The sequence below is a fragment of the Streptomyces sp. NPDC046215 genome (assembly GCF_040646215.1).
Lineage (GTDB): Bacteria > Actinomycetota > Actinomycetes > Streptomycetales > Streptomycetaceae > Streptomyces > Streptomyces stramineus.
In genome coordinates, this window is record NZ_JBEYZW010000031.1 from 1 (window position 1) to 24,477 (window position 24,477).

23 protein-coding genes are annotated in these 24,477 nt (G+C 70.6%); 12 read left to right on the forward strand and 11 right to left on the reverse strand.

What is annotated here, in order from left to right:
- Window positions 1–113: 113 nt before the first annotated feature.
- From ABZ951_RS15900 to ABZ951_RS15910, 3 genes are all read right to left on the reverse strand, one after another.
- Window positions 114–1,382 carry an MFS transporter gene (locus ABZ951_RS15900; protein ID WP_344085013.1) on the reverse strand — a complete coding sequence of 423 codons (1,269 nt, stop codon included), beginning with the start codon at window positions 1,380–1,382 and terminating at the stop codon, window positions 114–116.
- 108 nt (window positions 1,383–1,490) lie between these two features.
- The gene (locus ABZ951_RS15905) at window positions 1,491–2,573 is read right to left on the reverse strand and encodes an inositol-3-phosphate synthase (protein WP_344085010.1); all 1,083 of its coding nucleotides are present in this window, start codon (window positions 2,571–2,573) and stop codon (window positions 1,491–1,493) included.
- A gap of 52 nt (window positions 2,574–2,625) precedes the next feature.
- Window positions 2,626–3,294, reverse strand: coding sequence for a PadR family transcriptional regulator (locus tag ABZ951_RS15910; protein ID WP_344085007.1), 669 nt, complete (start codon window positions 3,292–3,294; stop codon window positions 2,626–2,628).
- 357 nt (window positions 3,295–3,651) lie between these two features.
- Here ABZ951_RS15910 and ABZ951_RS15915 point away from each other — a divergent pair, with 357 nt between their 5' ends.
- Both ABZ951_RS15915 and ABZ951_RS15920 read left to right on the forward strand, forming a co-directional pair.
- Window positions 3,652–6,270 (forward strand): transglycosylase domain-containing protein, encoded by a 2,619-nt coding sequence (locus tag ABZ951_RS15915; protein WP_344085004.1) that lies wholly within the window; start codon window positions 3,652–3,654, stop codon window positions 6,268–6,270.
- 135 nt (window positions 6,271–6,405) lie between these two features.
- Window positions 6,406–7,899, forward strand: coding sequence for a glycosyltransferase 87 family protein (locus ABZ951_RS15920; protein ID WP_344085001.1), 1,494 nt, complete (start codon window positions 6,406–6,408; stop codon window positions 7,897–7,899).
- A gap of 33 nt (window positions 7,900–7,932) precedes the next feature.
- Here ABZ951_RS15920 and ABZ951_RS15925 read toward each other — a convergent pair whose 3' ends face one another.
- The 3 genes from ABZ951_RS15925 to ABZ951_RS15935 form a co-directional block, all read right to left on the reverse strand.
- Window positions 7,933–8,964 (reverse strand): alanine racemase, encoded by a 1,032-nt coding sequence (locus ABZ951_RS15925; RefSeq protein ID WP_344084998.1) that lies wholly within the window; start codon window positions 8,962–8,964, stop codon window positions 7,933–7,935.
- Between the two features lie 69 nt (window positions 8,965–9,033).
- Window positions 9,034–10,152 (reverse strand): peptidoglycan bridge formation glycyltransferase FemA/FemB family protein, encoded by a 1,119-nt coding sequence (locus ABZ951_RS15930; protein WP_344084995.1) that lies wholly within the window; start codon window positions 10,150–10,152, stop codon window positions 9,034–9,036.
- Window positions 10,153–10,484: 332 nt separating this feature from the next.
- Complete coding sequence (locus tag ABZ951_RS15935; RefSeq protein WP_344084992.1) at window positions 10,485–10,814, reverse strand: hypothetical protein; 330 nt, start codon at window positions 10,812–10,814, stop codon at window positions 10,485–10,487.
- Between the two features lie 275 nt (window positions 10,815–11,089).
- Here ABZ951_RS15935 and rpsF point away from each other — a divergent pair, with 275 nt between their 5' ends.
- The 4 genes from rpsF to rplI all read left to right on the forward strand — a co-directional run bounded on the left by rpsF (window position 11,090) and on the right by rplI (window position 12,836).
- Complete coding sequence (gene rpsF / locus ABZ951_RS15940; RefSeq protein WP_058045341.1) at window positions 11,090–11,380, forward strand: 30S ribosomal protein S6; 291 nt, start codon at window positions 11,090–11,092, stop codon at window positions 11,378–11,380.
- An 81-nt stretch (window positions 11,381–11,461) separates the two neighbouring features.
- Window positions 11,462–12,058 (forward strand): single-stranded DNA-binding protein, encoded by a 597-nt coding sequence (locus ABZ951_RS15945; RefSeq protein ID WP_344084987.1) that lies wholly within the window; start codon window positions 11,462–11,464, stop codon window positions 12,056–12,058.
- A 76-nt stretch (window positions 12,059–12,134) separates the two neighbouring features.
- Window positions 12,135–12,371 carry a 30S ribosomal protein S18 gene (gene rpsR, locus ABZ951_RS15950; RefSeq protein ID WP_004950692.1) on the forward strand — a complete coding sequence of 79 codons (237 nt, stop codon included), beginning with the start codon at window positions 12,135–12,137 and terminating at the stop codon, window positions 12,369–12,371.
- Between the two features lie 18 nt (window positions 12,372–12,389).
- Complete coding sequence (gene rplI, locus ABZ951_RS15955) at window positions 12,390–12,836, forward strand: 50S ribosomal protein L9 (RefSeq protein ID WP_087927231.1); 447 nt, start codon at window positions 12,390–12,392, stop codon at window positions 12,834–12,836.
- Window positions 12,837–12,922: 86 nt separating this feature from the next.
- Here the strand turns inward: rplI and ABZ951_RS15960 are convergent, their stop codons facing one another.
- Window positions 12,923–14,260 carry an MATE family efflux transporter gene (locus ABZ951_RS15960; RefSeq protein WP_344084939.1) on the reverse strand — a complete coding sequence of 446 codons (1,338 nt, stop codon included), beginning with the start codon at window positions 14,258–14,260 and terminating at the stop codon, window positions 12,923–12,925.
- A gap of 469 nt (window positions 14,261–14,729) precedes the next feature.
- Between ABZ951_RS15960 and dnaB the strand changes: the two genes are divergently transcribed.
- Together dnaB and ABZ951_RS15970 are read left to right on the forward strand one after the other, a co-directional pair.
- Window positions 14,730–16,229 carry a replicative DNA helicase gene (dnaB, locus tag ABZ951_RS15965; RefSeq protein WP_344084936.1) on the forward strand — a complete coding sequence of 500 codons (1,500 nt, stop codon included), beginning with the start codon at window positions 14,730–14,732 and terminating at the stop codon, window positions 16,227–16,229.
- Between the two features lie 324 nt (window positions 16,230–16,553).
- The gene (locus tag ABZ951_RS15970) at window positions 16,554–17,327 is read left to right on the forward strand and encodes a hypothetical protein (RefSeq protein WP_344084933.1); all 774 of its coding nucleotides are present in this window, start codon (window positions 16,554–16,556) and stop codon (window positions 17,325–17,327) included.
- 21 nt (window positions 17,328–17,348) lie between these two features.
- Here the strand turns inward: ABZ951_RS15970 and trxA are convergent, their stop codons facing one another.
- Window positions 17,349–17,678, reverse strand: a complete 330-nt coding sequence (gene trxA / locus ABZ951_RS15975; RefSeq protein ID WP_344084931.1) for a thioredoxin — start codon at window positions 17,676–17,678, stop codon at window positions 17,349–17,351.
- Between the two features lie 125 nt (window positions 17,679–17,803).
- Window positions 17,804–18,238: a MerR family transcriptional regulator gene (locus ABZ951_RS15980; protein ID WP_344084928.1), complete on the reverse strand. Its 435-nt coding sequence runs from the start codon at window positions 18,236–18,238 to the stop codon at window positions 17,804–17,806.
- Between the two features lie 89 nt (window positions 18,239–18,327).
- On the opposite strand from ABZ951_RS15980, the gene ABZ951_RS15985 reads away from it, so the two are divergent.
- The 3 genes from ABZ951_RS15985 (at window position 18,328) to ABZ951_RS15995 (ending at window position 21,944) form a co-directional block, all read left to right on the forward strand.
- A complete protein-coding gene (locus ABZ951_RS15985; protein ID WP_344084926.1) occupies window positions 18,328–19,746 on the forward strand; it encodes a serine hydrolase domain-containing protein in 1,419 nt (472 codons plus the stop codon).
- Window positions 19,747–19,837: 91 nt separating this feature from the next.
- On the forward strand, window positions 19,838–20,971 hold the full coding sequence (locus ABZ951_RS15990; protein WP_344084923.1) for an aminotransferase class V-fold PLP-dependent enzyme: 1,134 nt from the start codon (window positions 19,838–19,840) through the stop codon (window positions 20,969–20,971).
- Window positions 20,972–21,167: 196 nt separating this feature from the next.
- The gene (locus ABZ951_RS15995; protein WP_344084920.1) at window positions 21,168–21,944 is read left to right on the forward strand and encodes a helix-turn-helix domain-containing protein; all 777 of its coding nucleotides are present in this window, start codon (window positions 21,168–21,170) and stop codon (window positions 21,942–21,944) included.
- A gap of 72 nt (window positions 21,945–22,016) precedes the next feature.
- Here the strand turns inward: ABZ951_RS15995 and ABZ951_RS16000 are convergent, their stop codons facing one another.
- Together ABZ951_RS16000 and ABZ951_RS16005 are read right to left on the reverse strand one after the other, a co-directional pair.
- Window positions 22,017–22,469, reverse strand: a complete 453-nt coding sequence (locus ABZ951_RS16000) for a GNAT family N-acetyltransferase (protein ID WP_344084917.1) — start codon at window positions 22,467–22,469, stop codon at window positions 22,017–22,019.
- 51 nt (window positions 22,470–22,520) lie between these two features.
- On the reverse strand, window positions 22,521–22,982 hold the full coding sequence (locus ABZ951_RS16005) for a MarR family transcriptional regulator (RefSeq protein ID WP_344084914.1): 462 nt from the start codon (window positions 22,980–22,982) through the stop codon (window positions 22,521–22,523).
- 233 nt (window positions 22,983–23,215) lie between these two features.
- On the opposite strand from ABZ951_RS16005, the gene ABZ951_RS16010 reads away from it, so the two are divergent.
- Window positions 23,216–24,433, forward strand: a complete 1,218-nt coding sequence (locus ABZ951_RS16010; protein WP_344084911.1) for an MFS transporter — start codon at window positions 23,216–23,218, stop codon at window positions 24,431–24,433.
- Window positions 24,434–24,477: the final 44 nt, after the last annotated feature.

The following is a 24,477-nucleotide window of genomic DNA, read 5'->3' on the forward strand; positions in this document are numbered from 1 at the left end:
GGTCTGGTTGTACTGCTCCGTCTTTTTCTCCCCCCTCCCCCGCGGGGGGGTGGGGGCGGCGGGGCTCTTTAAAACCCCCCCCCCCCCCCCCCCCCCCCACAACCGGTGCCGTCTCACCGGCGGCGGAGAACAGCCAGCGCCATAGCGGTCGCCGCGTAGAGCAGGGCGACTGTCACCACCAGCACTGCCGACCGGCCGTCGGCGGGCAGCATCAGGGCCGCCACCCCTGCCGCGCCGACGAATGCGGCATTGAAGAGGACGTCGTAGAGCGAGAAGACCCGGCCCCGGAACGCGTCGTCGACCGCGGACTGGACCACGGTGTCCGTGGCGATCTTGGCGCCCTGGGTGGCGAGCCCCAGGACGAAGGCGGCGATCAGCATGGGGACCCGCTCGAAGGGGAGGCCGAGGGCGGGTTCGAGGACCGCGGCCACCGCGGCGCACGCCACCATCCAGCCGCCGCGCCCCAGCCTCGCCACGGCCCAGGGGGTGACGACGGCCGCCGCGAAGAATCCGGCCCCCGAGACGCCGACGGCGATGCCGAGAAGTGCCAGCCCGTCCGCTTCTGTATCGGTCCAGGCGTAGCGGCAGAGCATCAGCACAGTGATGGTGAGTGCGCCGTAGCAGAAGCGCATCATCGTCATCGCGGCCAGTGCTCGGGCGGCGGTGCGGCGCTCCGCCAGATGGCGCAGCCCGTCGGCCAGCCCGCTGGTGGTCGTGGAGAGGGTGGCCCATAGGCGGCACCTGGGAGCGGCGGTGTCCGGGCCCAGCAGATCCGCCGGCATCAGCAGCGAGCAGAGGCCGGCGCTGAGGTAGAGCGCCGCACCGAGCAGGACCACCACGGCGTCCGCTCCGGAGCCCTCGGGAGTCACGAGCCGCAGGGCGAGGGCGAGGCCGCCGCCCGCGGTCGCCGCCAGAGTGCCGGCGGTCGGGGACAGTGAGTTGGCCATGACCAGGCGTTCGCCCGAGTCGACCACTCGGGGCAGGGAGGCGGAGAGCCCGGCGAGCACGAAGCGGTTGACCGCGGTCACCGACAGGGCGGAGGCATAGAAGAGCCAGTCCGGCACGCGGGCGACGATGAGCAGGGCGGTGACGACGGCCAGTGCCGTACGGAGCAGGTTTCCGTGCAGCAGTACTTGGCGGCGGCGCCAGCGGTCCAGCAGCACTCCGGCGAACGGCCCCAGCAGCGAGTAGGGGAGCAGCAGGACCGCCATGGCGGAGGCGATCGCCGTGGGAGAAGCCTGTTTTTCGGGGGAGAAGACCACGTACGCGGCGAGGGCGATCTGATAGACGCCGTCAGCCGACTGCGACAGCAGCCGGACGGCCAGCAGCCGGCGGAAATCCCGTAGCCGCAGCAGGACGCGCAGATCGCGTACGACAGGCATGCCGCACAGCCTCACACACGGCGCGGGCCCCCGGGTGGACAACCCGGGGGCCCGCGATCAAGACAGTCGTTCAGTGGGCTCGGCGGCTCACTGAGCTGCTGTGCCCGATCAGCGCTCGACGTCGCCCTGGATGAACTTCTCGACGTTCTCACGGGCCTCGTCGTCGAAGTACTGCACCGGCGGCGACTTCATGAAGTACGAGGAAGCGGAGAGGATCGGGCCACCGATGCCGCGGTCCTTGGCGATCTTCGCGGCGCGCACGGCGTCGATGATGACACCGGCGGAGTTCGGGGAGTCCCAGACCTCGAGCTTGTACTCCAGGTTCAGCGGAACGTCACCGAACGCGCGGCCCTCGAGGCGCACGTACGCCCACTTGCGGTCGTCCAGCCAGGCCACGTAGTCCGAGGGGCCGATGTGGACGTTGTCCTCGCCCATCTCACGGTCACGGATCTGCGAGGTGACGGCCTGCGTCTTGGAGATCTTCTTGGACTCCAGGCGCTCGCGCTCGAGCATGTTCTTGAAGTCCATGTTGCCGCCGACGTTCAGCTGCATGGTGCGGTCGAGGACGACACCGCGGTCCTCGAACAGCTTCGCCATCACGCGGTGCGTGATCGTGGCGCCGACCTGCGACTTGATGTCGTCACCGACGATCGGGACGCCCGCCTCGGTGAACTTGTCCGCCCACTCCTTGGTGCCGGCGATGAAGACCGGAAGAGCGTTGACGAACGCGACCTTGGCGTCGATGGCGCACTGGGCGTAGAACTTGGCGGCGACCTCGGAGCCCACCGGCAGGTAGCAGACGAGGACGTCGACCTGCTTGTCCTTGAGGACCTGGACGATGTCGACGGGGGCCTCGGCGGACTCCTCGATGGTCTGGCGGTAGTACTTGCCCAGGCCGTCGTGGGTGTGGCCACGCTGGACGGTGACGCCGGTGGACGGCACGTCGCAGATCTTGATGGTGTTGTTCTCACTGGCGCCGATGGCGTCGGCGAGGTCGAGGCCGACCTTCTTCGCATCGACGTCGAAGGCGGCCACGAACTCCACATCACGCACGTGGTAGTCGCCGAACTGCACGTGCATCAGACCCGGCACGCGACCGTTCGGGTCGGCGTCCTTGTAGTACTCGACGCCCTGCACCAGCGAGGCGGCGCAGTTGCCCACGCCGACGATGGCTACGCGAACCGAACCCATTCCGGTTGCTCCCTGTTTTTGTACTCGAGGAAAGCCCTGCGGAGTGCAGAGCTCACTTGGTGGTGTCGTCGGACGGACCCGGCCGGGAACTGTCCCCGTCCCGGGGGATGCCGTCCGCATCTCCAGATGTGTCCTGCGGCGCGGAGCCCTTGCGCATGTCGCGCCCGGTCCGCTCGCTCTCGATCAGCTCGTTCAGCCAGCGGACTTCGCGCTCCACCGACTCCATGCCGTGTCGCTGCAGTTCGAGGGTGTAGTCGTCCAACCGCTCGCGGGTACGGGCCAGGGAGGCGCGCATCTTTTCGAGACGCTCCTCCAGCCGGCTGCGGCGGCCTTCCAGCACCCGCATCCGTACATCCCGCGAGGTCTGCCCGAAGAACGCGAAGCGGGCGGCGAAATGTTCGTCCTCCCAGGCGTCCGGGCCGCTGTGGGCGAGCAGTTCCTCGAAGTGTTCCTTGCCTTCTGCCGTCAAGCGGTAGACGATCTTCGCCCGTCGCCCCGCGAGCGACGCCGCGCGGGCGTCCTCGGGAGCGCTGCCGGGCTCCTCGATCAACCAGCCGCTGGCCACCAGGGCCTTCAGGCAGGGGTAGAGGGTGCCGTAGCTGAACGCGCGGAACACCCCGAGTGAGGTGTTGAGGCGTTTCCGCAGTTCGTAGCCGTGCATCGGGGACTCACGGAGCAGGCCGAGAACGGCGAACTCGAGGATGCCGGAGCGTCTGCTCAAGTGTCGCCTCCTTGGTCCGCTAGGTCCCTTATGCCGAGCTGATGTATCGACTCGATACATCCAGACGATAGAACGGCCATCCTGTTGCGACAAGAGGGGGCACGGTGAACGAGGTCACATCACCGATTCGTGGGACACAACCTGCCTGAATTGGAGTGAACCTCCGCAGTGGGAGCGATTTGACCGTGCGTAGTCTGTGCGCCATGCAAACCACCGGGAACCGTGTGACGCCGTGGGGCGTCCTCGTTCCGGATGTAGTGCGTCCGGCTGCTGGAGGGAGCCGGCCCGCACCTCAGGGGGAACGCAACCCACCTGCCGCTTCCAGGCGTTAGTGCCTGCCCGAGGAGTAGTCGTTCGATGAGCGAGCACCGCCGCAAGCCGCCGCAGCCTCAGGGCGGCGGACGCGCCGCGTCCAGGCGCGCGGCCCCACAGCCGACGCCCGGCCGTCGCACAGCATCACCCAGCAGTTCCGCCACGCCGGGCTCAGCCCGGGGTGACGACGCCGGCTTCGCCCGCCGGGCCGACCGGCGCGGCGGAGGGCCCGGGCGCAGACGCCCGTCCGACCAGGGCTCCGGCGCGGTGGCCCGCGGCCGGCGGGACGGAGGTCGCCCGGGCAAGAAGCGTTTCATCGACTACCCGCGCGCGGGCAAGGCCGGGATACGGCGCTGGGTGCCCTCCTGGAAGCTCGTGCTCGGCATGGGCTTCACGTTCATAGGGCTGATCCTGGGCACCGTGGGGATCGCGCTCGCGCTCGTGCAGGTGCCGGACGCGCAGAAGGCCGCGGAGACCCAGAAGAACGTCTATTACTGGGCCGACGGCAAGCAGATGGTCGTGGCCGGCGGTGGTGATCTCAACCGGCAGATCGTGCCGTTCGCGAAGATCCCCAAATCGATGCAGAGTGCGGTCATTTCCGCCGAGAACGCCAGTTTCTATGATGACTGGGGCGTCGACCCGATGGGCATCGCCCGAGCGGTCGTCAAGATGGCGCAGGGCGGTGAGACACAGAGTGGCTCGACCATCACCCAGCAGTTCGTCAAGAACACCTATCTGAGCCAGGAACAGACGCTCAAGCGCAAGGCCACCGAGCTGCTGATCTCGATAAGAGTCGGCACCTCGATGGACAAGAACGACATTCTCGCCGGCTACCTGAACACGGCCTATTACGGTCGCGGGGCCTATGGAATCCAGGCCGCGGCGCGGGCGTACTTCGACACGGACTGCTCGAAGCTGACCGCCAGCCAGAGCGCTTTTCTCGCGGCGACGCTGAACGGCCCGAACCTGTACGACCCCTACGGCGGTCAGGGGCCGGCGGCGACGCCGGAGAAGAACCTCAAGCGTGCCTCGGACCGCTGGAAGTGGACGCTGGACCGTGAGGTCGAGGTCGGCCGCATGACGTCGGCGGAGCGCGATTCCTGGGTCCAGAAGGGGTTCCCGATGCCCCAGAAGCCCAAGGCCGCCACCAACCGTGCCGGACAGATCGGCTACCTCACCGACCTCGCCGACAACTACATCGTGGCGCACTCCGGGATCAGCAAGTCCCAGCTGGACCGGGGCGGCTATCAGATCCACACGACGTTCGACCGCAACAAGGTCGACGCCCTGGCGAAGTCGGTCGAAGAGGTCCGCAAGGCGAACATCAAGCCGGACGTGCGCGAGCGGGACAAGTTCGTCCAGTTCGGCGGCGCCTCCGTGGAGCCGAAGACGGGCAAGATCGTCGCCATTTACGGCGGTGCCAACGCCCTGGAGCACTACACCAACAACGCCGACTACACCGGTGTGCAGGTGGGCTCGACTTTCAAGCCGTTCGTGCTCGCCGCCGCGATGTCGGAGGGCAAGCGGAACCCGAACCTCGGTGCGACCCAGACGATGAGCCAGCGCACGCTCGTCTCGCCGGAGAGCATCTACAACGGTGACAACAAACTGACGCTGAGGAACTACAACGGGACGGTCTGGCGCGACACCAACGGTGGTGAGTGGCGGCAGAAGAACGACGGCGACGAGAGCCGCGGGCTCATCACGCTCCGGACGGCCATGCAGTTCTCGGTGAACACCCCGTTCATCCAGCTGGGCATGGACGTCGGCACCGACAAGGTGAAGGACGCCGCCGTGAAAGCGGGCCTGGACGAGGACCAGCTCGCCGCGCCCACGCCTACCTTCTCCCTGGGCACCTCGGCGCCCAGTGCGATCCGGCTGGCGGGCGCTTACGCGACCTTCGCGGCCAGCGGCAAGCAGACCGACCCCTACTCGGTCGAGAAGGTCGAGAAGGACGGCCAGCCCGCCTACACGCACGAGAGCGCGAGCAAGCAGGCGTTCTCGCCCAAGGTGGCCAACAACGTCACCGACGTGCTGAAGACCGTCGTGGACGCGGGCACCGGTACGTCGGCGCAGCTCGGCAACCGGCCGGCGGCGGGCAAGACGGGTACGACGGACGAGAACCGCTCGGCGTGGTTCGCGGGCTACACCCCGCAGCTCTCGACGGCGATCGGCATGTACCGGGTCGACCCCAATGCGAAGAAGCAGGAGTTCCTGTCGATGCGCGGTGTGGGTGGCAAGGAGTCCATCCACGGTGCGTCGTTCCCGGCGGAGGTCTGGGCCGACTACATGGGCAAGGCCCTCAAGGGCCAGCCGGTGGAGCAGTTCGAGCCGGCGGAGCCGATCGGCGAGAAGATCTACGGGGACGGTGCCAGCCCCGCCCCCAGCGCCGCTCCGTCGACGTCCGCCTCGCCCAGCCCGTCGAAGTCCGCTTCGCCGAGCCCCTCGAAGCCCGCCTCCCCCAGCCCGTCGGCCAGCAGGTCCTGCCACCCGCTGGACCTGCGGTGCAAGCACGGCGGAAACGGCGGCGGCAACGGCAACGGCGGCCACTCGGGAGGCCCGGGCGACAACGGCGGGCCCGGTGGCGAGCCGGGCGCGTCGCCGTCGCCGGAGCCGAGCCGGCGGCCCGGTGGTGGCGGCCTGTTCGGCGGGATGGACGGCTGACCTGCTGAGATACCGGCTCCGGACGAGCCGGGTGACCTGATGGGCCCGAGGGCCGTCCCACGTTCGTGTGGGGCGGCCCTCAGGGTTATCCACAGGCTCCGACGGCGCACAGGCCGGTACGGCAGGATGGCCCCCATGAGGAGCGCGCGGGACGACCAGCTTGTACGGCCCACCGTCGAGGACGAGGTGGCCGCCGCCGGCAGCGAGCTCATCGGCGGGCCGGCGGGGCGGCGTGCGCTGCCCGTCGGCGGCTGGTGGACGCCGGTCCGCATCGTCGCGCTGGTGGCGATCGGGATGTTCGCGCTCGGGATGGTGCAGAAGCTGCCGTGCTACAACTACGGCTGGTTCTACGGCGCCACCACCCAGTACACGCACGCCTGCTACTCCGACATCCCGCACCTCTACAGCGGACGCGGCTTCGACGCGGGTCTCATTCCGTACTTCGACCGGATTCCGCAGTCACTGTCCGGCGGGATGGACTATCTGGAGTATCCGGTCCTCACCGGCCTGTTCATGGAGATCGCCGCCCTGCTCACGCCCGGCGGCGGCACCATCCAGCACCGCGAGCAGCTCAACTGGCTGGTCAACGCCGGAATGCTCATGGCCTGCACCGCGGTCATCGCGGTCTGCGCGGCCCGGACGCACCGGCGCCGCCCGTGGGACGCCCTGCTGATCGCCCTCGCCCCGGCCTTCGCCCTGACCGCCACCGTCAACTGGGACCTGTTCGCGGTGGCTCTCACCGCGGCCGCGATGCTCATGTGGTCCCGCGGCCGGGTGCTCCTCGCGGGCGCCCTGATCGGCCTCGCGGCGGCCGCGAAGCTGTACCCGGTGCTGCTGCTGGGGCCGCTGCTGGTCCTGTGCTGGCGGGCCGGCCGGATGCGGGCGTTCGGGGCCGCGGCCGCGGCGGCGGCCGGCGCCTGGCTGGTGGTCAATCTGCCGGTGATGATCACGCATGACGCCGCGGGCTTCCACATCCGGGACGGCTGGGCGAAGTTCTACACCTTCAGCCAGGAGCGGCCGATCGACTTCGGCTCGGTCTGGCTCCTCATCTCCCAGCGCACGGGGAACCCGCTGGAGGGCGCCAACACCTATGTGACGCTGCTGATGATCCTGGGCTGCCTGGGCCTGGGCGCACTGGGCCTGTACGCGCCGAGGCGGCCGCGCTTCGCGCAGCTGGCGTTCCTGGTGGTGGCGCTCTTCATCCTGACCAACAAGGTCTATTCGCCGCAGTACGTGCTGTGGCTGATCCCGCTGGCGGTGCTGGCCCGGCCCAAGTGGCGCGATTTCCTCGTCTGGCAGGCGTGCGAGGTGCTGTACTTCCTCGGCATCTGGTCCTACCTGGCGTACACGGGCAGCGGCGACAAACACCAGGGCCTGCCCACCGAGGGCTACCAGCTGGCGATCGCCCTGCACCTGCTGGGGACGCTGTACCTGTGCGCGATCGTCGTGCGGGACATCCTCATGCCGGAGCGGGACGTCGTCCGCCGGGACGGCTCGGACGACCCCTCGGGCGGCGTCCTGGACGGGGCGCCGGACATATTCGCCCCGGGCTCCGCGCGCCGGGCACGGCACGCGGAGCACTCCGGCGGCACGGGTGTCCGATGGGGGACCGGAGAGCGCACGCAGTAGGCGCGGCTCCGGCCCCGTACCCAGGGGGGTGGGTCAGTGGTCGAGCAGACGGTCGAACTGAGTGGTGGTGTTCCGCAGGTGGGCCACCAGCTCGTCACCGACCTGGGGGGCCGGGGCGTCACTCGGCACGAACAGGATGGAGACCTGCATGTGCGGGGGCTCCGCGAACCAGCGCTGCTTGCCCGCCCAGACGAAGGGCGAGAGGTTGCGGTTCATGGTCGCGAGGCCCGCGCGGGCGACGCCCTTGGCGCGCGGCATCATGCCGTGCAGCGCCTTCGGAGCCTCCAGGCCGACGCCGTGCGAGGTGCCGCCGGCCACGACGACGAGGTAGCCGTCACCGGCGGTCTTCTGCTGGCGGTAGCCGAAGCGGTCGCCCTTGGAGACCGGGGTGACGTCCAGGACCGCACCGCGGTACTGGGTGGCGTCGTGGTCGCCGAGCCACAGCCGTGTGCCGATGCGGGCCCGGAAGCGGGTCTGCGGGAACTGCTGCTGCAGCCGGGCGAGTTCGTCCGACTTGAGGTGGCTGACGAACATGGTGTGCAGGGGCAGCCGGTAGTGGTGCAGCCGCTCCATCCAGGCGGTGACCTCCTGGACGGCGTCGGAGCCGTCCGGGCGGTCGAGCGGCAGATGGATCGCGAAGCCCTCCAGGCGCACGTCCTCGATGGCGGCGTGCAGCTTGGGGAGGTCCTCCTCGCTGATGCCGTGCCGCTTCATGCTGCTCATGACCTCGATGACGACGCGGGCGCCGACGAGCCCGCGGACGCCCTCGACCGAGGAGACCGACCGGATGGCCCGGTCGGGCAGGGGTACGGGCTCCTCGCCGAGCCGGAAGGGGGTGAGCACCAGCAGGTCGCCGCTGAAGAAGTCCTTGATGCGGGCCGCTTCGTAGGTGGTGCCGACGGCGAGGATGTCCGAACCGAAGCGCGCGGCCTCGTCGGCCAGGCGCTCGTGGCCGAAGCCGTAACCGTTGCCCTTGCAGACCGGGACGATGCCCGGGAACTGCTGGATGACGGTCTGCTGGTGCGCCCGCCAACGCGCGGTGTCGATGTAGAGCGTGAGCGCCATGGCCGGTCCCGGAGCCTTTCCCTGTGCCTGCTGGGTGATGTGGTCGTGCGAACGGAAGGAACGCGAGGGTCAGCGACGCGACATGTACATGTCGAGAGCCTTGTGGAGCAGCTTGTTGAGGGGGAAGTCCCACTCGCCGAGGTACTCAGCCGCCTGCCCACCCGTGCCGACCTTGAACTGGATGAGGCCGAAGAGGTGGTCGCTCTCGTCGAGGGAGTCGCCGATGCCCCGGAGGTCGTAGACGCTCGCGCCCAGGGCGTAGGCGTCGCGCAGCATCCGCCACTGCATGGCGTTCGACGGGCGGACCTCGCGCTTGTGGTTGGCGGAGGCGCCGTAGGAGTACCAGACGTGCCCGCCGACGATCAGCATCGTCGCGGCGGCGACAGCCTCGCCCTCGTGCACGGCGAAGTACAGCCGCATGCGGTTGGGGTCCTCGGTGTTGAGGGCCGTCCACATGCGCTGGAAGTAGCTCAGCGGGCGCGGGCGGAACTTGTCGCGCTCGGCCGTGATCTCGTAGAGGTGCTGCCAGGTGGGCAGGTCCTCGTAGCCGCCCTGGACGACCTCGACACCGGCCTTCTCGGCCTTCTTGATGTTGCGGCGCCACAGCTGGTTGAAGCCCTTGTGGACGTCCTCCAGGGAGCGGTTCGACAGCGGCACCTGGAAGACGTAGCGCGGCTGGACGTCACCGAAGCCGGCCCCGTCCTCCTCGCCCTGCTGCCAGCCCATCCGGCGCAGCTGGTCGGCCACCTCGAAGGCGCGCGGCTCGATGTGCGTGGCCTCGACGTCGCGCAGGCGCTTGACGTCCGGATCGGCGATGCCCGACTTGATGGCGTTGGAGTCCCAGCGCCGGATGACCACGGGCGGGCCCATCTTCACGGAGAAGGCGCCCTGCTGCTTCAGGTGGGCGAGCATGGGCCGCAGCCAGTCCTCGAGGTGCGGCGAGAACCAGTTGATGACCGGCCCCTCGGGGAGGTAGGCCAGGTAACGCTTGATCTTGGGCAGCTGGCGGTAGAGCACCAGGCCCGCGCCGACGAGCTGGCCGTTCTTGTCGAACCAGCCCAGGCTCTCCGAGCGCCATTCGCCCTTGACGTCAGCCCACGCCGGCACCTGCATGTGACTGGCCGCGGGCAGGCTCTGGATGTACGCCAGATGCTGCTCTCGGCTGATTGTCCTCAGGGTCAGGGTCATGCGGGGCGCTCCTCGGCAGGTGTGTCCCCAGGGTCGGGGCTCCGGCTCTCGCGCCGAAGCCTACTGCGACGGGGGCAGCGCCTCGCCTGGGCGTACTGCCGTACAGCCTGCCCGGGCCCTCCCGGGCCCTGCCTGGCAGGGCCCGGCGGGCGGCCGGGAGCGTGTCCGCGGCCACCCGCGAGCGGGGCCCGCTCGGGCAGCCCGAGCAGTCCGGGCAGCCTGAGCGTCCCGCACGGCCCGGCCGTCCGTCCGTACGGGCCGTACCGCCCGCGGAGCCCGTACCGCCTGCGCAGCCCGTGCGGCCCGCGCAGCCCGACCGGCCCGTGCCCGGGCTATCCGATGAGGCCGCCGAAGAGGCCGCCGTGTGCCATGCCGAGGAAGAAGCCCAGCGCGGCGGCGCCCAGCCCGATGATGAGGAGGAACCGCTCGCCCGTCGTCTGTGAGATGTACTGGCCCCAGGCGCCGGAGAGGATGCCGAGGAGTCCGCTCCAGGAGCTGAGCAGGTGCAGGCTGTGGAACGCCGAGCTGATGGCGGCGAGCGCCCCGAGCACGATCGTCACCGCGACGAAGGTGTTCTCGACGGGATGGGGCTTGCCGTCGCTGTTGAGGGCGGAGCCGATGAATGTCCGCGGGCCATGGGGTTGCCGAGCGGCCTGTGTCATGGAGCTACCTCCTGAAGGCAGGCGGCGCACTGTAGCGCCGGTCACACCCGAGACGTCCAGATTGCGGTCCCGGACCACTGGATTTCAACCGGAAGCCGGAGTGCGGGTACTGTGTACGGTCTGCACCGGTGTCTGCCCAGACCAGCTTCGGTCCTCGGGGCGACCCAGGGATTTTCCGCTGATTGTCAGTGTCGGCCGATACCGTTGTTTACGCATCACGACCCTCCTGCCACGGAACGACCGTGGCCGCTGAGTCCAAAGGAGGTGGGTTCCACATGCGTCACTACGAGGTGATGGTCATCCTCGACCCCGATCTCGAGGAGCGCGCTGTCTCCCCGCTGATCGAGAACTTCCTCTCCGTCGTCCGTGAGGGCAACGGAAAGGTTGAGAAGGTCGACACCTGGGGCCGTCGTCGTCTCTCGTACGAGATCAAGAAGAAGCCCGAGGGCATCTACTCGGTCATCGACCTGCAGGCCACGCCTGCGGTCGTCAAGGAGCTCGACCGACAGATGAACCTGAACGAGTCGGTCCTCCGGACCAAGGTCCTCCGTCCCGAGACCCACTGAACCCCAGCGGTTCAGAGGTAATCGGGCTGCATCGCAACGAGTAGCAAGCAGCCAGCAGCACACCCGCCGAGAGGTTCATCCATGGCAGGCGAGACCGTCATCACGGTCGTCGGCAATCTCGTCGACGACCCCGAGCTGCGCTTCACCCCGTCCGGTGCGGCGGTCGCGAAGTTCCGCGTCGCGTCGACTCCCCGCACCTTCGACCGGCAGACCAACGAGTGGAAGGACGGCGAAAGCCTCTTCCTCACGTGCTCGGTCTGGCGGCAGGCCGCGGAGAACGTCGCCGAGTCGCTTCAGCGCGGCATGCGCGTCATCGTGCAGGGCCGGCTCAAGCAGCGGTCCTACGAGGACCGCGAGGGCGTCAAGCGCACGGTCTACGAGCTCGACGTCGAAGAGGTCGGCGCCAGCCTGAAGAACGCCACGGCGAAGGTCACCAAGACCGCGGGTCGCGGTGGCCAGGGTGGCTTTGGCGGCGGCAGCGGTGGCGGCCAGCAGCAGGGCGGCGGCTGGGGCAATGCCCCCGCCGGCGGCCAGCAGCAGGGTGGTGGCGGTGCTCCCGCCGACGACCCGTGGGCGACCAGCGCTCCGTCCGGCGGCCAGCAGGGCGGCGGCGGCGGTGGCTGGGGCGGCGGCTCCGGCAACTCCGGCGGCGGCTACTCGGACGAGCCGCCCTTCTAGGCCCTTCGCGGGCCCGGGCCCGCGACGGCCCGAGGGCGACAGCACTAAAACTTCTTGATCACACAGGAGAGAGACAATGGCGAAGCCGCCTCCGCGCAAGCCTAAGAAGAAGGTCTGCGCGTTCTGCAAGGACAAGACCGCTTACGTGGACTACAAGGACACGAACATGCTGCGGAAGTTCATTTCCGACCGCGGCAAGATCCGTGCCCGCCGCGTGACCGGCAACTGCACCCAGCACCAGCGCGACGTCGCCACGGCCGTGAAGAACAGCCGTGAGATGGCGCTGCTGCCCTACACGTCGTCCGCGCGATAAGGGAAGGGTGACCGAAAAATGAAGATCATCCTCACCCACGAGGTCTCCGGCCTCGGCACCGCCGGTGACGTCGTCGACGTCAAGGACGGCTACGCCCGCAACTACCTGGTCCCGCGCGGTTTCGCGATCCGCTGGACCAAGGGTGGCGAGCAGGACGTGGCGCAGATCCGCCGCGGCCGCAAGATCCGCGAGATCGCCACGATCGAGCAGGCCAACGAGGTCAAGGGTCAGCTTGAGGGCACCAAGGTGCGCCTGGCCACCCGCGCCGGCGACGCCGGCCGCCTCTTCGGCTCCGTCACCCCGGCCGACATCGCTTCGGCGATCGAGGCTTCCGGTGGCCCGAAGGTCGACAAGCGCCGTGTCGAGGTGGGCTCGCCCATCAAGACGCTGGGCTCGCACCAGATCAGCGTGCGTCTGCACGCCGACGTCGTTGCCAAGCTCGGCATCGAGGTCGTCGCTGCCTGATCGCTTCGCGATCGGTAACGCGTGACGAAGGGCCGCACCCCGGGGTGCGGCCCTTCGCCGTCGGCTCGTGGAGGCCCCCGAGGGGATCAGCGGGTCGCCCCGGTGACGATCCAGCGGCCCGAGCGGGTCCGCAGCCACAGGGTCACCAGGCGGGCCGCCATCATCAGGCCCATCGCCCACCACAGCGCGGTGAGGCCGCCGCCGAAGGCGGGCACGAGCAGGGCGACGGGCGCGAAGACGGCGAGGACGAGCAGCATCGCCCAGGCGAGATAGGTGCCGTCACCGGCCCCCATCAGGACACCGTCCAGGACGAAGACGACGCCGGCGACGGGCTGGGTGAGGGCCATGACCAGCAGCGCCGGCAGCAGGGCGTCCCGTACGGTCGCGTCGGTGGTGAACAGCGGGATGAACAGGGGCCGCGCGGCCACCACCAGCACGCCCAGCACCACGCCGGAGACGATGCCCCACTGCACCATCCGCCGGCAGACCGCCCGGGCCCCGGCCGGGTCGTCGGCGCCGAGGTAGCGGCCGATGATCGCCTGGCCGGCGATGGCGATGGCGTCGAGGGCGAAGGCGAGCAGGCTCCACAGGTTGAGCACGACCTGGTGCGCGGCGACCTCGGTGTCACCGAGCCGGGCCGCGACCGCGGTGGCGATCAGGAACACGGCCCGCAGGGAGAGGGTGCGGACGAGGAGGGGCACCCCTGCCTGGGCGCAGGCGCGTATCCCGGCGGTGTCCGGCCGGAGCGAGGCGCCGTGCCGCCGGGCTCCCCGGACGACGACGGCCAGGTAGACGCCGGCCATGGCCCACTGGGCGATGACCGTGCCCCAGGCGGAGCCCGCGATGCCGAGCCCGGCGCCGTAGACGAGGGCGAGGTTGAGGGCCCCGTTGAGGGCGAAGCCGCCGACGGCGACGTAGAGCGGCGTCCGGGTGTCCTGCAGGCCGCGCAGCACGCCGGTGGCGGCGAGGACGACGAGCATGGCGGGGATGCCGAGGGCGCTGACGCGCAGGTAGGTGGTGGCGTACGGGGCCGCGGTGGAGGAGGCGCCGAAGAGCTCGACGAGGTCCGGTGCGGTGGGCAGGACGGTGGCTATGACGGCCGTGCCGAGGAGGAGGGCGAGCCAGATGCCGTCCATGCCCTGCCGGATGGCGGCCGGGAGGTCACCGGCGCCGACGCGGCGGGCGACGGCCGCCGTGGTGGCGTAGGCGAGGAAGACGAAGACGCTGACGGCGGTGGAGAGCAGGGCGCCGGCGACGCCTAGCCCGGCGAGCTGGGGGGTGCCGAGGTGGCCGACGATGGCGCTGTCGACCATCAGGAAGAGCGGCTCCGCGACGAGCGCGCCGAAGGCCGGCAGGGCCAGCGAGAGGATCTCGCGGTCGTGCCGGCGAGCCGGGCGGGGGTCGCGCGCGGGGGCCTGGTTCATGGTCTCAACCTAATCTTCCACAGGTAATTGGCGCAACTGATCTAGGACCCTTACATCTGGGAGCCCGGGGCGATCTTCTCTGCGTCGTTTGTCGCGATCTTGGGCCGACTGGGAAAGTTTTTCTCCTCAACAGCCGGTGGATGGCGAAAGTGCAGGTCAGAGGCGTGTCCCGGGAGTGATTGTGTGTTTGTCCACAGCGGTTTCCCCCGTGCCGTACACAGGATCCACGGAGTTACCCACAGGATGGCGCCCGTCGTCCACATGCCCTGTGGATAACCAGATTGGCTGACGGTGCCCGCGGGCCTACCGTGGACCGGCGCCCGCAGCCTGTTCCGGATTCGACGACCTGACGAGATCACCACGAACTCGACGCACCGGAACCGGAGTCGGGCGACTTAATTGTCAGAGCCGTGCCGTAAGAAAGAACTGCACGGCGAGGTCCGCGTCGCGGACGGGAGGAGGTGGCGGGATGAGCATCCCCGAACCGCCCATGGACGACCCCTGGGCGGACTCCGGCCCCAGCGACCGGCTCCCCGTCTCCCGCCCCCGCCGGGGCGACGGAGCGCCCCGTAGCGAGCGCCGCGACCACGACGAGGAAGGCTCCTGGTCCCAGGGCGGCGAGGGCCGGCAGGGCGCGGCGAGCGGATTCGAGCGCGTCCCCCCGCAGGATCTCGACGCCGAGCAGTCCGTGCTCGGCGGCATGCTGCTCTCCAAGGACGCCATCGCCGATGTCGTCGAGGTCCTCAAGGGCCACGACTTCTACCGGCCGGCGCACGAGACGATCTACCAGGCGATCCTCGACCTCTACGCCAAGGGCGAGCCCGCCGACCCGATCACGGTCGCGGCCGAGCTCACCAAGCGGGGCGAGATCACCCGCGTCGGCGGCGCGCCGTACCTCCACACCCTGGTCCAGTCGGTCCCCACCGCGGCCAACGCGGAGTACTACGCCGAGATCGTCCACGAGCGGGCGGTGCTCCGCCGCCTGGTCGAGGCGGGCACGCGCATCACGCAGATGGGATACGCGGCCGACGGCGACGTCGACGACATCGTCAACAAGGCCCAGGCCGAGGTCTACGCGGTCACCGAGCAGCGCACCAGCGAGGATTACCTGCCGCTCGGCGACATCATGGAGGGCGCGCTCGACGAGATCGAGGCCATCGGCTCGCGCAGCGGCCAGATGTCCGGCGTCCCCACGGGCTTCACGGACCTGGATTCGCTGACGAACGGCCTGCACCCCGGCCAGATGATCGTCATCGCCGCCCGCCCGGCCATGGGCAAGTCGACGCTCGCGCTGGACTTCGCCCGGGCCTGCTCGATCAAGCACAACCTCCCGAGCGTGATCTTCTCGCTCGAAATGGGCCGCAACGAGATCGCGATGCGCCTGCTGTCGGCCGAGGCGCGGGTGGCGCTCCACCACATGCGCTCCGGCTCCATGACGGACGAGGACTGGACGCGCCTCGCCCGCCGGATGCCCGATGTCTCCACGGCGCCGCTCTTCATCGACGACTCCCCCAACCTGTCGATGATGGAGATCCGCGCCAAGTGCCGCCGGCTGAAGCAGCGGGCCGGCATCAAGCTCGTCATCATCGACTACCTGCAGCTCATGCAGGCGGGTGGCGCCAAGCGGGCCGAGAGCCGTCAGCAGGAAGTGTCGGACATGTCGCGAAACCTCAAGCTCCTCGCTAAGGAGCTGGAGGTGCCGGTCATCGCCCTCTCGCAGCTGAACCGTGGTCCCGAGCAGCGCACGGACAAGAAGCCGATGGTCTCCGACCTCCGTGAGTCCGGCTCGATCGAGCAGGACGCGGACATGGTCATCCTGCTGCACCGCGAGGACGCCTACGAGAAGGAGTCCCCGCGCGCGGGCGAGGCGGACATCATCGTCGGCAAGCACCGTAACGGCCCGACGGCCACGATCACGGTTGCCTTCCAGGGTCACTACTCCCGCTTCGTGGACATGGCGGGGGCCTGATCGCCGGCCCTGCGGGGCTTGATGTGCGCGTGGGGCCCGTGGGTTGTGCGGTGGGTGTCTCGGTTGGATACAGGTGTGATTGCGCCGTCATCACGATTGGGATCCGGCCAAAAAAAGTTGATCCGTGGACCGGTTCTGGACATAGGTTTGGGCCCTCTCGTACGACGATTCGCGTACCCACCTGACGCATGCCCATCTGCCGCCCGGCCGCTGTCGCCTGGCCGTTGATGTGCAGCCACCGATGCGCAGCCACCGCTGTGTGACCGCTGGTGAGTGAACCGCGCGAAGAGGCGTCGTTCACCGTTCCAGAGAAAGTCCTGTCACATGCGCCGCACCACCCTCCGCCGTACCGCTGTCGCCGCGTCGGCGGTCTCCTTGGCCCTTCTCGTGAGCGCCTGTGGCTCGGACGAGCCCGCGAAGGGCGCGAAGGACGAGCCGAAGGGCAAGGCGTCGGCCCCCGCCGCGCCGGGCGCGAACGCGAAGGCGCTCCCGCAGGCCGAGCTGGACAAGCTGGTGCTGACCCAGAGCGACCTCAAGGACCACAAGATCGAGGCGCCCAGCGCGGTCGACGTCGCCGCGGCCAAGACGGTCGGCAGCGACAAGGCCGAGTGCAAGGTGCTCACCGACATCATGGGCCTGCGCGCCCCCGGCAGCGCCGCCGCGACCGTGGCGCGGAAGATCGTGCCGATCGCCAAGCCCCTCCCCGCGGACGCCTCGGCCGAGGAGAAGATGAAGGCCGGCATGGGCGCCATCGGCGCGACGGTCACGGTCGACACGCTGGGCTCGTACGACGGCAAGGGCGGCGTGGACGCCGTGGCGGCGCTGAAGAAGGCGGGCGCGGACTGCGCCGGCGGCTTCACCATGGACGCCGGTGGCACGAAGACGAAGGTCACCAAGGTGGAGACGGGTTCGTACACGGCGGGTGACGAGGCGCTCGCCTTCACCCTCACCGTGGACATGGAGGGCACGCCCGGCACGGGACAGCTGGTGGCGGTCCGCAAGGGCTCCACGGTCGCGACCTTCTACTCCCAGAGCCTGACGGGGAAGGCCGAGCAGCCGAAGGCCGTCATCGAGGCGCAGGTCAAGAAGCTCGGCTGACGCCGGGGAGCCGAGCCGCCTTCAGCTCGGGGCGAGCCAGGGCAGCTCGTCCGCGAGCTCCTGGCGGAGGCGGCGCTCGGGGCGCGCGCCGACCAGCGACTTCACGGGTTCGCCGGTGCGGAAGAGGATGAGCGTGGGCATGGACAGGACGCCGTAGGCCGCCTGGGTCCGCGGGTTGGTGTCCACGTCGAGCCGGACGATCTTGAGCCGACCGGCCTCCTGGGCCGCCATCCCGGCGAGGACGGGGGCGATCTGGCGGCACGGCTTGCACCAGTCGGCGGTGAAGTCGACGAGGACGGGCAGTTCCGAGGTGAGGACCTCGGCGGCGAAGGTGTCGTCCGTGACAGACATGACGGTCGTGACGGTCGTACTGGACGTGACGGACGGGGTGGCCGTGCTGGACGGGGTGGCCGTGGCGGTCGGGACAGATAGGGCGGAAGCCACTGAAGTGGCCGAAGCCGCGGCGGTGCCGAGGTTCATGGGCTGCCGGTCTCCTGTTCGGTGTCGGGTGCGGTGAAGGCGCAGCGCGGGGGCGGGCCGCCGGGGAGGCCGGCGGTGGCTTCCAGTTCGGCGCGGGCGAGCTGGGCGCCGACCTCGGCCCGTACCCGTCCGAGGTGGGCGATGAGCTCGTCGAGCTCCGCCAGCTTGCGGCGGTAGACCGCGAGCGAGGCGGGGCAGGAGTCGCCGGCCGGGTGCCCGGCGCGCAGGCAGTCCACGAACGGCCGGGTCTCCTCCAGGCCGAAGCCGAAGTCCTGGAGGGTCCGGATCTGCCGGAGGAGGCGCAGGTCCTCCTCGTCGTAGGTGCGGTAGCCGTTGCCGGTGCGGCGGGCGGTCAGGAGCCCCAGGGACTCGTAGTGCCGCAGGGTGCGGGTGGTGGTGCCCGCCTGTTGGGCCAGTTCCCCGATGCGCATGGGCACGACCGTAGACCTTGACGTCGGCGTCAACGCCAGTGCGCCGGTCACCCCCTGGGGTGGGAAGCGGCCTTGGCTAGGGTGCGGGCATGATCACCTCATACGAGAGCTCCGCGCAGGGCCGGGGGGCCGCCGACCTGCTGCCGGAGACGGAGCGGGCCCTGCTGCACCGGATCGCCGTCGCGCAACGTGAGGGCCGCACGCCCTCTCTGGTGGGCGCGGTGATGCGCGAGGGGCGCATGGTGTGGTCCGGCGGGCGGGGTTCCGCGTCCGGGGACAGCGGTGAGGAGACGGTCGGCGCCGGCACCCAGTACCGCATCGGCTCGCTCACCAAGATGTTCGCCGCCGTCCTGGTGATGCGGCTGCGCGACGAGGGGCTGATCGATCTCGACCGGCCGCTCGGCACGTACCTCGACGTTCCCGAGGGCGGGGAGGCGACCGTCGCCCAGCTCCTCGCGCACACCTCGGGCCTGGTGGCCGAGGCGCGCGGCCCCTGGTGGGAGCGCACGGAAGGGGAACTGCGCCCCGAGCTCGCCGACAACTTCCCCGAGCGCTCCCAGCTGCACGCCCCGGGCCGGCTGCACCACTACTCCAACCCTGGATACGCGCTGCTCGGCGCGCTGGTGGAGCGGCTGCGCGGGGAGCCGTGGGGCGAGGCGCTGCGCCGGGAGGTGCTGGCACCGCTGGGCATGGACCGCACCACGCTCGCGCCCGAGGCCCCGCACGCGGCGGGCCGGGCCGTGCACCCCTGGGCGGACGTACTGCTTCCGGAACCCGCGGTGGACACCGGGCGGATGGGCCCGGCCGGGCAGCTCTGGTCCACAGCGGCTGATCTGTGCCGCTTCGCGGCGTTCCTCCTCGACGGTGACGACCGCGTGCTCGGTGCGGCGACGCTCGCGGAGATGCGCACCCCGCAGTGCGCGCCCACGGACCCGGCCTGGTCGAGCACGTACGGGCTCGGGATCCAGGTGGTGCGCCGGGAGGGCAGGACCCTGGTCGGGCACGTCGGTTCGATGCCGGGGTTCGTGGCGACGCTGTGGGCGAGTCCGGAGGAGGCGCTGGCCGGTGTGGTCCTGGCCAATCGGACGTCCTGCTTCGACGTCATCCCCGCCGCCGCGGACCTGGTGCGCACGGTCGCCGACCGCGAACCCCGCATTCCGGCACCCTGGCGTCCGCTCGGCCAAGGCGACGTGGACCCGGCCCTGCTGGAGCTCACGGGCCTGTGGCACTGGGGCGCGGCGCCGTTCACCGTGCGCCTCGGCGCGGGCGGGTCGCTGGACCTGACACCGCTGGGGGCGGCGGGCCGGGGGTCGCGCTTCCGCCCGGAGGCCGACGGCACGTGGACGGGCCTCGACGGCTACTACACGGGCGAGACGCTGAGGGTCGTCCGGGCGGCCGGCGGGGGCGCGGTGAGCCATCTCGACCTCGGCACCTTCGTCTTCACCCGGGAGCCGTACGAGCGCGGGGACGCGGTGCCGGGGGGTGTGGACGAGGGCGGCTGGCGGTGACGGGCTCGGCGCCCGCCACCACCCGGACGTAGGCTCGGGGAGAGATTGGCGGGCGCCGGAACGCGGCGCGATACCACCCTGGAAGGCCACCGTGACTGCGAACACCGCACCGGTCCTGCTCGACCTCGCACCGCTCGGTGCCGCGCACTTCGCGCGCATTGAGGACAAGGTCGCCGCGCTGATGCGGACGCGCGAGAGCGTGATCGCCATGCAGGGCGAGGCGCTGCTGCCCCTGGAGGCGTGCATCCGCTCGGCCGTGCGCCCCGGCAGCACCGCGCTGAACATCATCACGGGCCCGTACGGGGAGACGTTCGGCGGCTGGCTGCGGTCCTGCGGCGCTGAGGTCGTGACGGTGACGGCGCCGTTCAGCGGCGCGGCCGGCCCGGAGCAGGTCGCCGAGGCGCTGCGCGCCCACCCCGCGATCGACTTCGTCAGCCTCGTCCACGCGGAGGCGGCCACCGGCAACACCAATCCGGTGGCGGAGATCGGAAAGGTCGTGCGGGAGCACGGCGCGCTGCTGATGCTGGACGCGGTGGCGTCCGTCGGGGCGGAACCGCTGCTGACCGACGAGTGGGGCGTCGACCTGTGCGTCATCGGCGGGCAGAAGGCGATGACGGGCCCGGCCGGGGTGTCGGCGGTGTCGGTCAGCGCCCGCGCGTGGGAGCGGATCGCCGCCAACGAGCAGGCTCCGCGCCGCTCGTACCTCTCCCTGCTGGACTGGAAGGAGCGCTGGATCGACGGCGGGCGCACGGCGCTGCCGCACGCGCCCGCGCAGCTGGAGATGCTCGCCCTGGAGCAGGCCGTGGACCGGATCGAGGCGGTCGGCCTGGACGCCGTGATCAACCGACACCGCGCCGCCGCCGCGGCTACCCGAGCAGGCGTACGGGCACTGGGCGCCCTCACTCCCTATGTGACCCGTGACGGGGACGCGGCCCCGGTCGCCACCACGTTGCGTGCTCCCGCGGGTGTCGACGCCCGGGAGGTCGTCGCGGCGGCGCTGTCCGCCGACCCGGCCGTGCCCGTGCAGGCCGCGGCGGGGTCGCTGGCGAAGGAGATGATCCGCGTTAACCACTACGGTCTCGCGGCCGACCGGGCGGTCGTCCTGGCCTCGCTGTCGGCACTGGCCGCGGGGTTGCGGGCGGTGGGCGCGGAGATCGCGGACGAGGGCGAGGGCGCGGCGCGGGCAGCGGCGGGCGCCGCGTGGGACGCCGCACTCGCTGCCTGAGCCTCCTGAGCGGGCCGTCTTAGGGCCCTCTGCCGCCGTCGGTGCCCCGCGCACCGGCGGCGGTTTTTTCATGCCCTCAAGTAGGTATATATGACATTTAGCGCCTCTTTGTGCACTCCCTCCGCTCCTCTACCAGCCCGGATAGAATCGGAATCACCACCCCGCTTCGCTCCTCGCCGCCCGGAGGCCCGCCCGCATGGCACACCGCAGGACCGCCCCGCCCCCGGCGCGGGTCGGCGCACCGCTCCGGGCGGACGCTCGCCGCAACAGGGCGCTCGTGCTGCAAGCGGCCCGGTCCGCTTTCGAGGAAGGCGGGTTGGCGGTACCGCTGACCGAGATCGCCCGCCGGGCCGGAGTGGGCCCGGGCACGGTCTACCGCCATTTCCCCTCCAAAGACGCCCTGTTCAGGGCGACAGTGGTGGGCAGGATCCAGCTCTTCACCGACACCGCACGGGAGTTGGCCACTGCAGCCGACCCCGGGGTGGTGTTCTACCGCTATCTGTCGGCTGTGGTGAGGATCTCCGCGCGGAACAAGGCGCTCCAGGACGCGCTGGAGGAGAGTTCCGGCGGTGCCGGGGCGCGTTTCGAGCCGACGCCGGACATCGAGAAGGACTTCCGCGCGGCCCTGTCCGTCCTCCTGGACAGGGCTCAACAGGCGGGCGCGGTAAGGAAAGACGTGAGCGTCGAGGACGTGCTGGCGCTGCTCTTCGGCTGTCTGGCGATGGAGCGGCGGCGCGGCCCGGACGGCCCGCCCGGGAGGATGACGGCCTTGATGTGCGACAGCCTCCGCCCGGGAAGAAGCGTGACGAAACTACCCCCGCCGCGGGCGCCACTGCGTAACGAAACGGGGTGCGCGGTCTGCGCCGGACCCGTGCCCTCCGCCCGGACGGGCCGGCCCGCCCGGTACTGCGGTGCCGCCTGCCGCCAGAAGGCGCACCGCGAGCGGACGCGCGCCCGGAAGGCCGGCCCCTGAGCTCGGGGTAGATTCGGGACGCCGATGGCCGTTCGGAACGGGCCCCGGCGTCCCGTACCTACCGCTACCGAGCTACAGCTGGAACTTGAAGCCCAGGTGTGACGCCTCGAACCCCAGCCGCTCGTAAAAGCGGTGCGCCTCGATCCGTGTGGCGTCCGAGGTGAGCTGCACCAGCCGGCATCCCGCGTCCCGCGCGGTGCCGACGGCCCACTCGACGAGCCGGGTGCCCAGACCCCCGCCGCGCTCCTCGCTGTCGACGCGCACGGCCTCGATCAGCGCGCGTGACGCGCCGCGCCGGGACAGCCCCGGTATGAGGGTGAGCTGGAGCGTTCCGACCGTGCGGCCGTCGCGCACGGCGACGACCAGGTGCTGGTGGGGGTCGGCGGCGATCCGGGCGAAGGCCGCCCGGTACGGAGCGAGGTCTTCCGGGGTCTCCCGCTGCGCCCCGAGGGGGTCGTCGGCGAGCAGCTTCACGAGGGCGGGGATGTCGTCGGCGGTCGCGCGCCGGATCTCTGTATCGCTCATGATCGGGACCCTACGCGGGGCGGTGGCCCGCGCAGGAGACCCCGTGAAGCGCTATACCGCCGGTGCGAGCGACTCGACGGCGGCGACCAGCGGAGCCAGCTCGGGCCGCCGGGACGCCTCTTCCAGGGCCTCGCGCAGAGCGGTGTCGTTCGTGGGCCGGGCCTCCGCGAGGAGGGCGAGGCCCGCGTCCGTGACGTCGGTGTAGATGCCGCGGCGGTCGGTGAGGCAGAGGTAGCGGGTGAGCAGGCCGCGGTCCTCCAGGCGGTTGACCAGGCGGGTCGTCGCGCTCTGGCTGAGGACGACAGAGTCGGCGACCTGGTTCATCCGCAGGTGGCCGCCCTCGCCGGCGTGCTGCCGGCTGAGGACGTCGAGGACGGAGAACTCGCGGACGCTCAGCTCGTGCCGGGCCTGGAGGGCGCGCTCGATGTGCGCCTCGATCCGGCCGTGCAGCGCCGAGAGCGCGCACCAGCCCTGGGCCAGGCCGAGCAGAGCGGGGTCCGGGGTGTCGGACATGGGGAGCCCTCCTTTGCGGATGTACGGACGGGGACGGCGCACGCGACCGCCCGGTAAGGCGGCTCCCCCGTGCGATCCGAGGCCGTACGGACAGGATACTGCGCTACCGCAATAGCCCGCGCTTGCAAGTAACCAGCGTCTGCAATTATTGTGGACGCTCGTAAGGGCCGCCTGCAATGAAGTAGGTGCTCGGGGTCCCTCCCCTCTTCTCTGCGCTTCTGAAGGAAACCGTCATGCCTCTCGCACTGCTGGCGCTCGCCATCGGCGCCTTCGGTATCGGCACCACCGAATTCGTGACCTCCGGGCTCCTCCCCGAGATCGCGGACGACTTCGGCGTCTCGATCCCCACCGCAGGCTTCCTGACCACCGGCTACGCGCTGGGCGTCGTCATCGGCGCGCCGATCCTCGCCATCGTGGGCAGCCGGGTCTCCCGCAAGCGGATGCTGATGGCCCTGATGGGGCTGTTCGTCGCGGGCAACGTCCTCTCCGCCGTGGCCCCCGTCTTCGGGGTGATGCTGGCCGGCCGGATCGTCGCCTCGCTCGCCCACGGCGCGTTCTTCGGCATCGGCTCGATCGTCGCCGCCGGGCTCGTCGCCCCGCACAAGAAGGCGGGCGCCCTCGCGATGATGTTCACCGGCCTGACCGTCGCCAACGTGGTGGGCGTGCCGCTGGGCACCATGGTCGGCCAGAGCGCCGGCTGGCGCGTCACCTTCTTCATCATCGCCGCGCTCGGCGTGTTCGCCGTCCTCGGCATCGCGGCCCTCGTGCCGCCGATGCCCCGCCCGGAGCGGACCCGCGTCAGCGGCGAACTGGCCGCCTTCCGGAACCCGCAGGTGCTGCTCGCGATGGCGATGACCGTGCTGGGCTTCGGCGGCGTCTTCACCATGAGCACCTACCTGACCCCGATGATGACCGACGCCGCCGGCTTCGCGCCCTCCTCCGTCACCTGGCTGCTCGTCCTCTTCGGCCTCGGCATGGTCGTGGGCAACCTGGTCGGCGGCCGGTACGCGGACCGGGCGCTGATGCCCATGCTGTACGTCTCGCTCACCGCCCTCGCCGTCACCCTGGCCCTGCTGCCGCTCGCCACGCACGACAAGATCGCCACCGCGGTCGTCGTCCCCCTGATCGGTGCCTTCGGCTTCGCCTCCGTGCCGCCCCTGCAGAAGCGCGTCCTGGACCAGACCGCCGACGCCCCGACGCTCGCCTCCGCCGTGAACATCGGCGCCTTCAACCTCGGCAACGCCATCGCGGCCTGGCTCGGCGGCCTGGTCATCTCCGCCGGGTTCGGCTACACCGCGCCCAACTGGGTCGGCGCCCTGATGGCCGCCTCCGCGCTCGGCCTGGCGGTGCTGTCCGCGTCCCTGGAGCGGCGGACGGCCGGGCGGGGCGGGCTCATCGCCGCCGGTTCGGCGGCCGCTCCGAGCCCCGAGCCGGTCACGGCGGGCCGCTGACGTCCTCCGGCGGGCTGCCCGACCACCCCGGCCTCACCTGAACC

Coding starts and splice junctions, on each gene's coding strand:
- ABZ951_RS15900 (WP_344085013.1), bottom strand. CDS start 1,382: ATGCCTGTCGTACGCGATCTGCGCGTCCTGCTGCGGCTACGGGATTTC.
- ABZ951_RS15905 (WP_344085010.1), bottom strand. CDS start 2,573: ATGGGTTCGGTTCGCGTAGCCATCGTCGGCGTGGGCAACTGCGCCGCC.
- ABZ951_RS15915 (WP_344085004.1), top strand. CDS start 3,652: ATGAGCGAGCACCGCCGCAAGCCGCCGCAGCCTCAGGGCGGCGGACGC.
- ABZ951_RS15920 (WP_344085001.1), top strand. CDS start 6,406: ATGAGGAGCGCGCGGGACGACCAGCTTGTACGGCCCACCGTCGAGGAC.
- ABZ951_RS15925 (WP_344084998.1), bottom strand. CDS start 8,964: ATGGCGCTCACGCTCTACATCGACACCGCGCGTTGGCGGGCGCACCAG.
- ABZ951_RS15930 (WP_344084995.1), bottom strand. CDS start 10,152: ATGACCCTGACCCTGAGGACAATCAGCCGAGAGCAGCATCTGGCGTAC.
- ABZ951_RS15935 (WP_344084992.1), bottom strand. CDS start 10,814: ATGACACAGGCCGCTCGGCAACCCCATGGCCCGCGGACATTCATCGGC.
- rpsF (WP_058045341.1), top strand. CDS start 11,090: ATGCGTCACTACGAGGTGATGGTCATCCTCGACCCCGATCTCGAGGAG.
- ABZ951_RS15945 (WP_344084987.1), top strand. CDS start 11,462: ATGGCAGGCGAGACCGTCATCACGGTCGTCGGCAATCTCGTCGACGAC.
- rpsR (WP_004950692.1), top strand. CDS start 12,135: ATGGCGAAGCCGCCTCCGCGCAAGCCTAAGAAGAAGGTCTGCGCGTTC.
- rplI (WP_087927231.1), top strand. CDS start 12,390: ATGAAGATCATCCTCACCCACGAGGTCTCCGGCCTCGGCACCGCCGGT.
- ABZ951_RS15960 (WP_344084939.1), bottom strand. CDS start 14,260: ATGAACCAGGCCCCCGCGCGCGACCCCCGCCCGGCTCGCCGGCACGAC.
- dnaB (WP_344084936.1), top strand. CDS start 14,730: ATGAGCATCCCCGAACCGCCCATGGACGACCCCTGGGCGGACTCCGGC.
- ABZ951_RS15970 (WP_344084933.1), top strand. CDS start 16,554: ATGCGCCGCACCACCCTCCGCCGTACCGCTGTCGCCGCGTCGGCGGTC.
- trxA (WP_344084931.1), bottom strand. CDS start 17,678: ATGTCTGTCACGGACGACACCTTCGCCGCCGAGGTCCTCACCTCGGAA.
- ABZ951_RS15980 (WP_344084928.1), bottom strand. CDS start 18,238: ATGCGCATCGGGGAACTGGCCCAACAGGCGGGCACCACCACCCGCACC.
- ABZ951_RS15985 (WP_344084926.1), top strand. CDS start 18,328: ATGATCACCTCATACGAGAGCTCCGCGCAGGGCCGGGGGGCCGCCGAC.
- ABZ951_RS15995 (WP_344084920.1), top strand. CDS start 21,168: ATGGCACACCGCAGGACCGCCCCGCCCCCGGCGCGGGTCGGCGCACCG.
- ABZ951_RS16000 (WP_344084917.1), bottom strand. CDS start 22,469: ATGAGCGATACAGAGATCCGGCGCGCGACCGCCGACGACATCCCCGCC.
- ABZ951_RS16005 (WP_344084914.1), bottom strand. CDS start 22,982: ATGTCCGACACCCCGGACCCCGCTCTGCTCGGCCTGGCCCAGGGCTGG.
- ABZ951_RS16010 (WP_344084911.1), top strand. CDS start 23,216: ATGCCTCTCGCACTGCTGGCGCTCGCCATCGGCGCCTTCGGTATCGGC.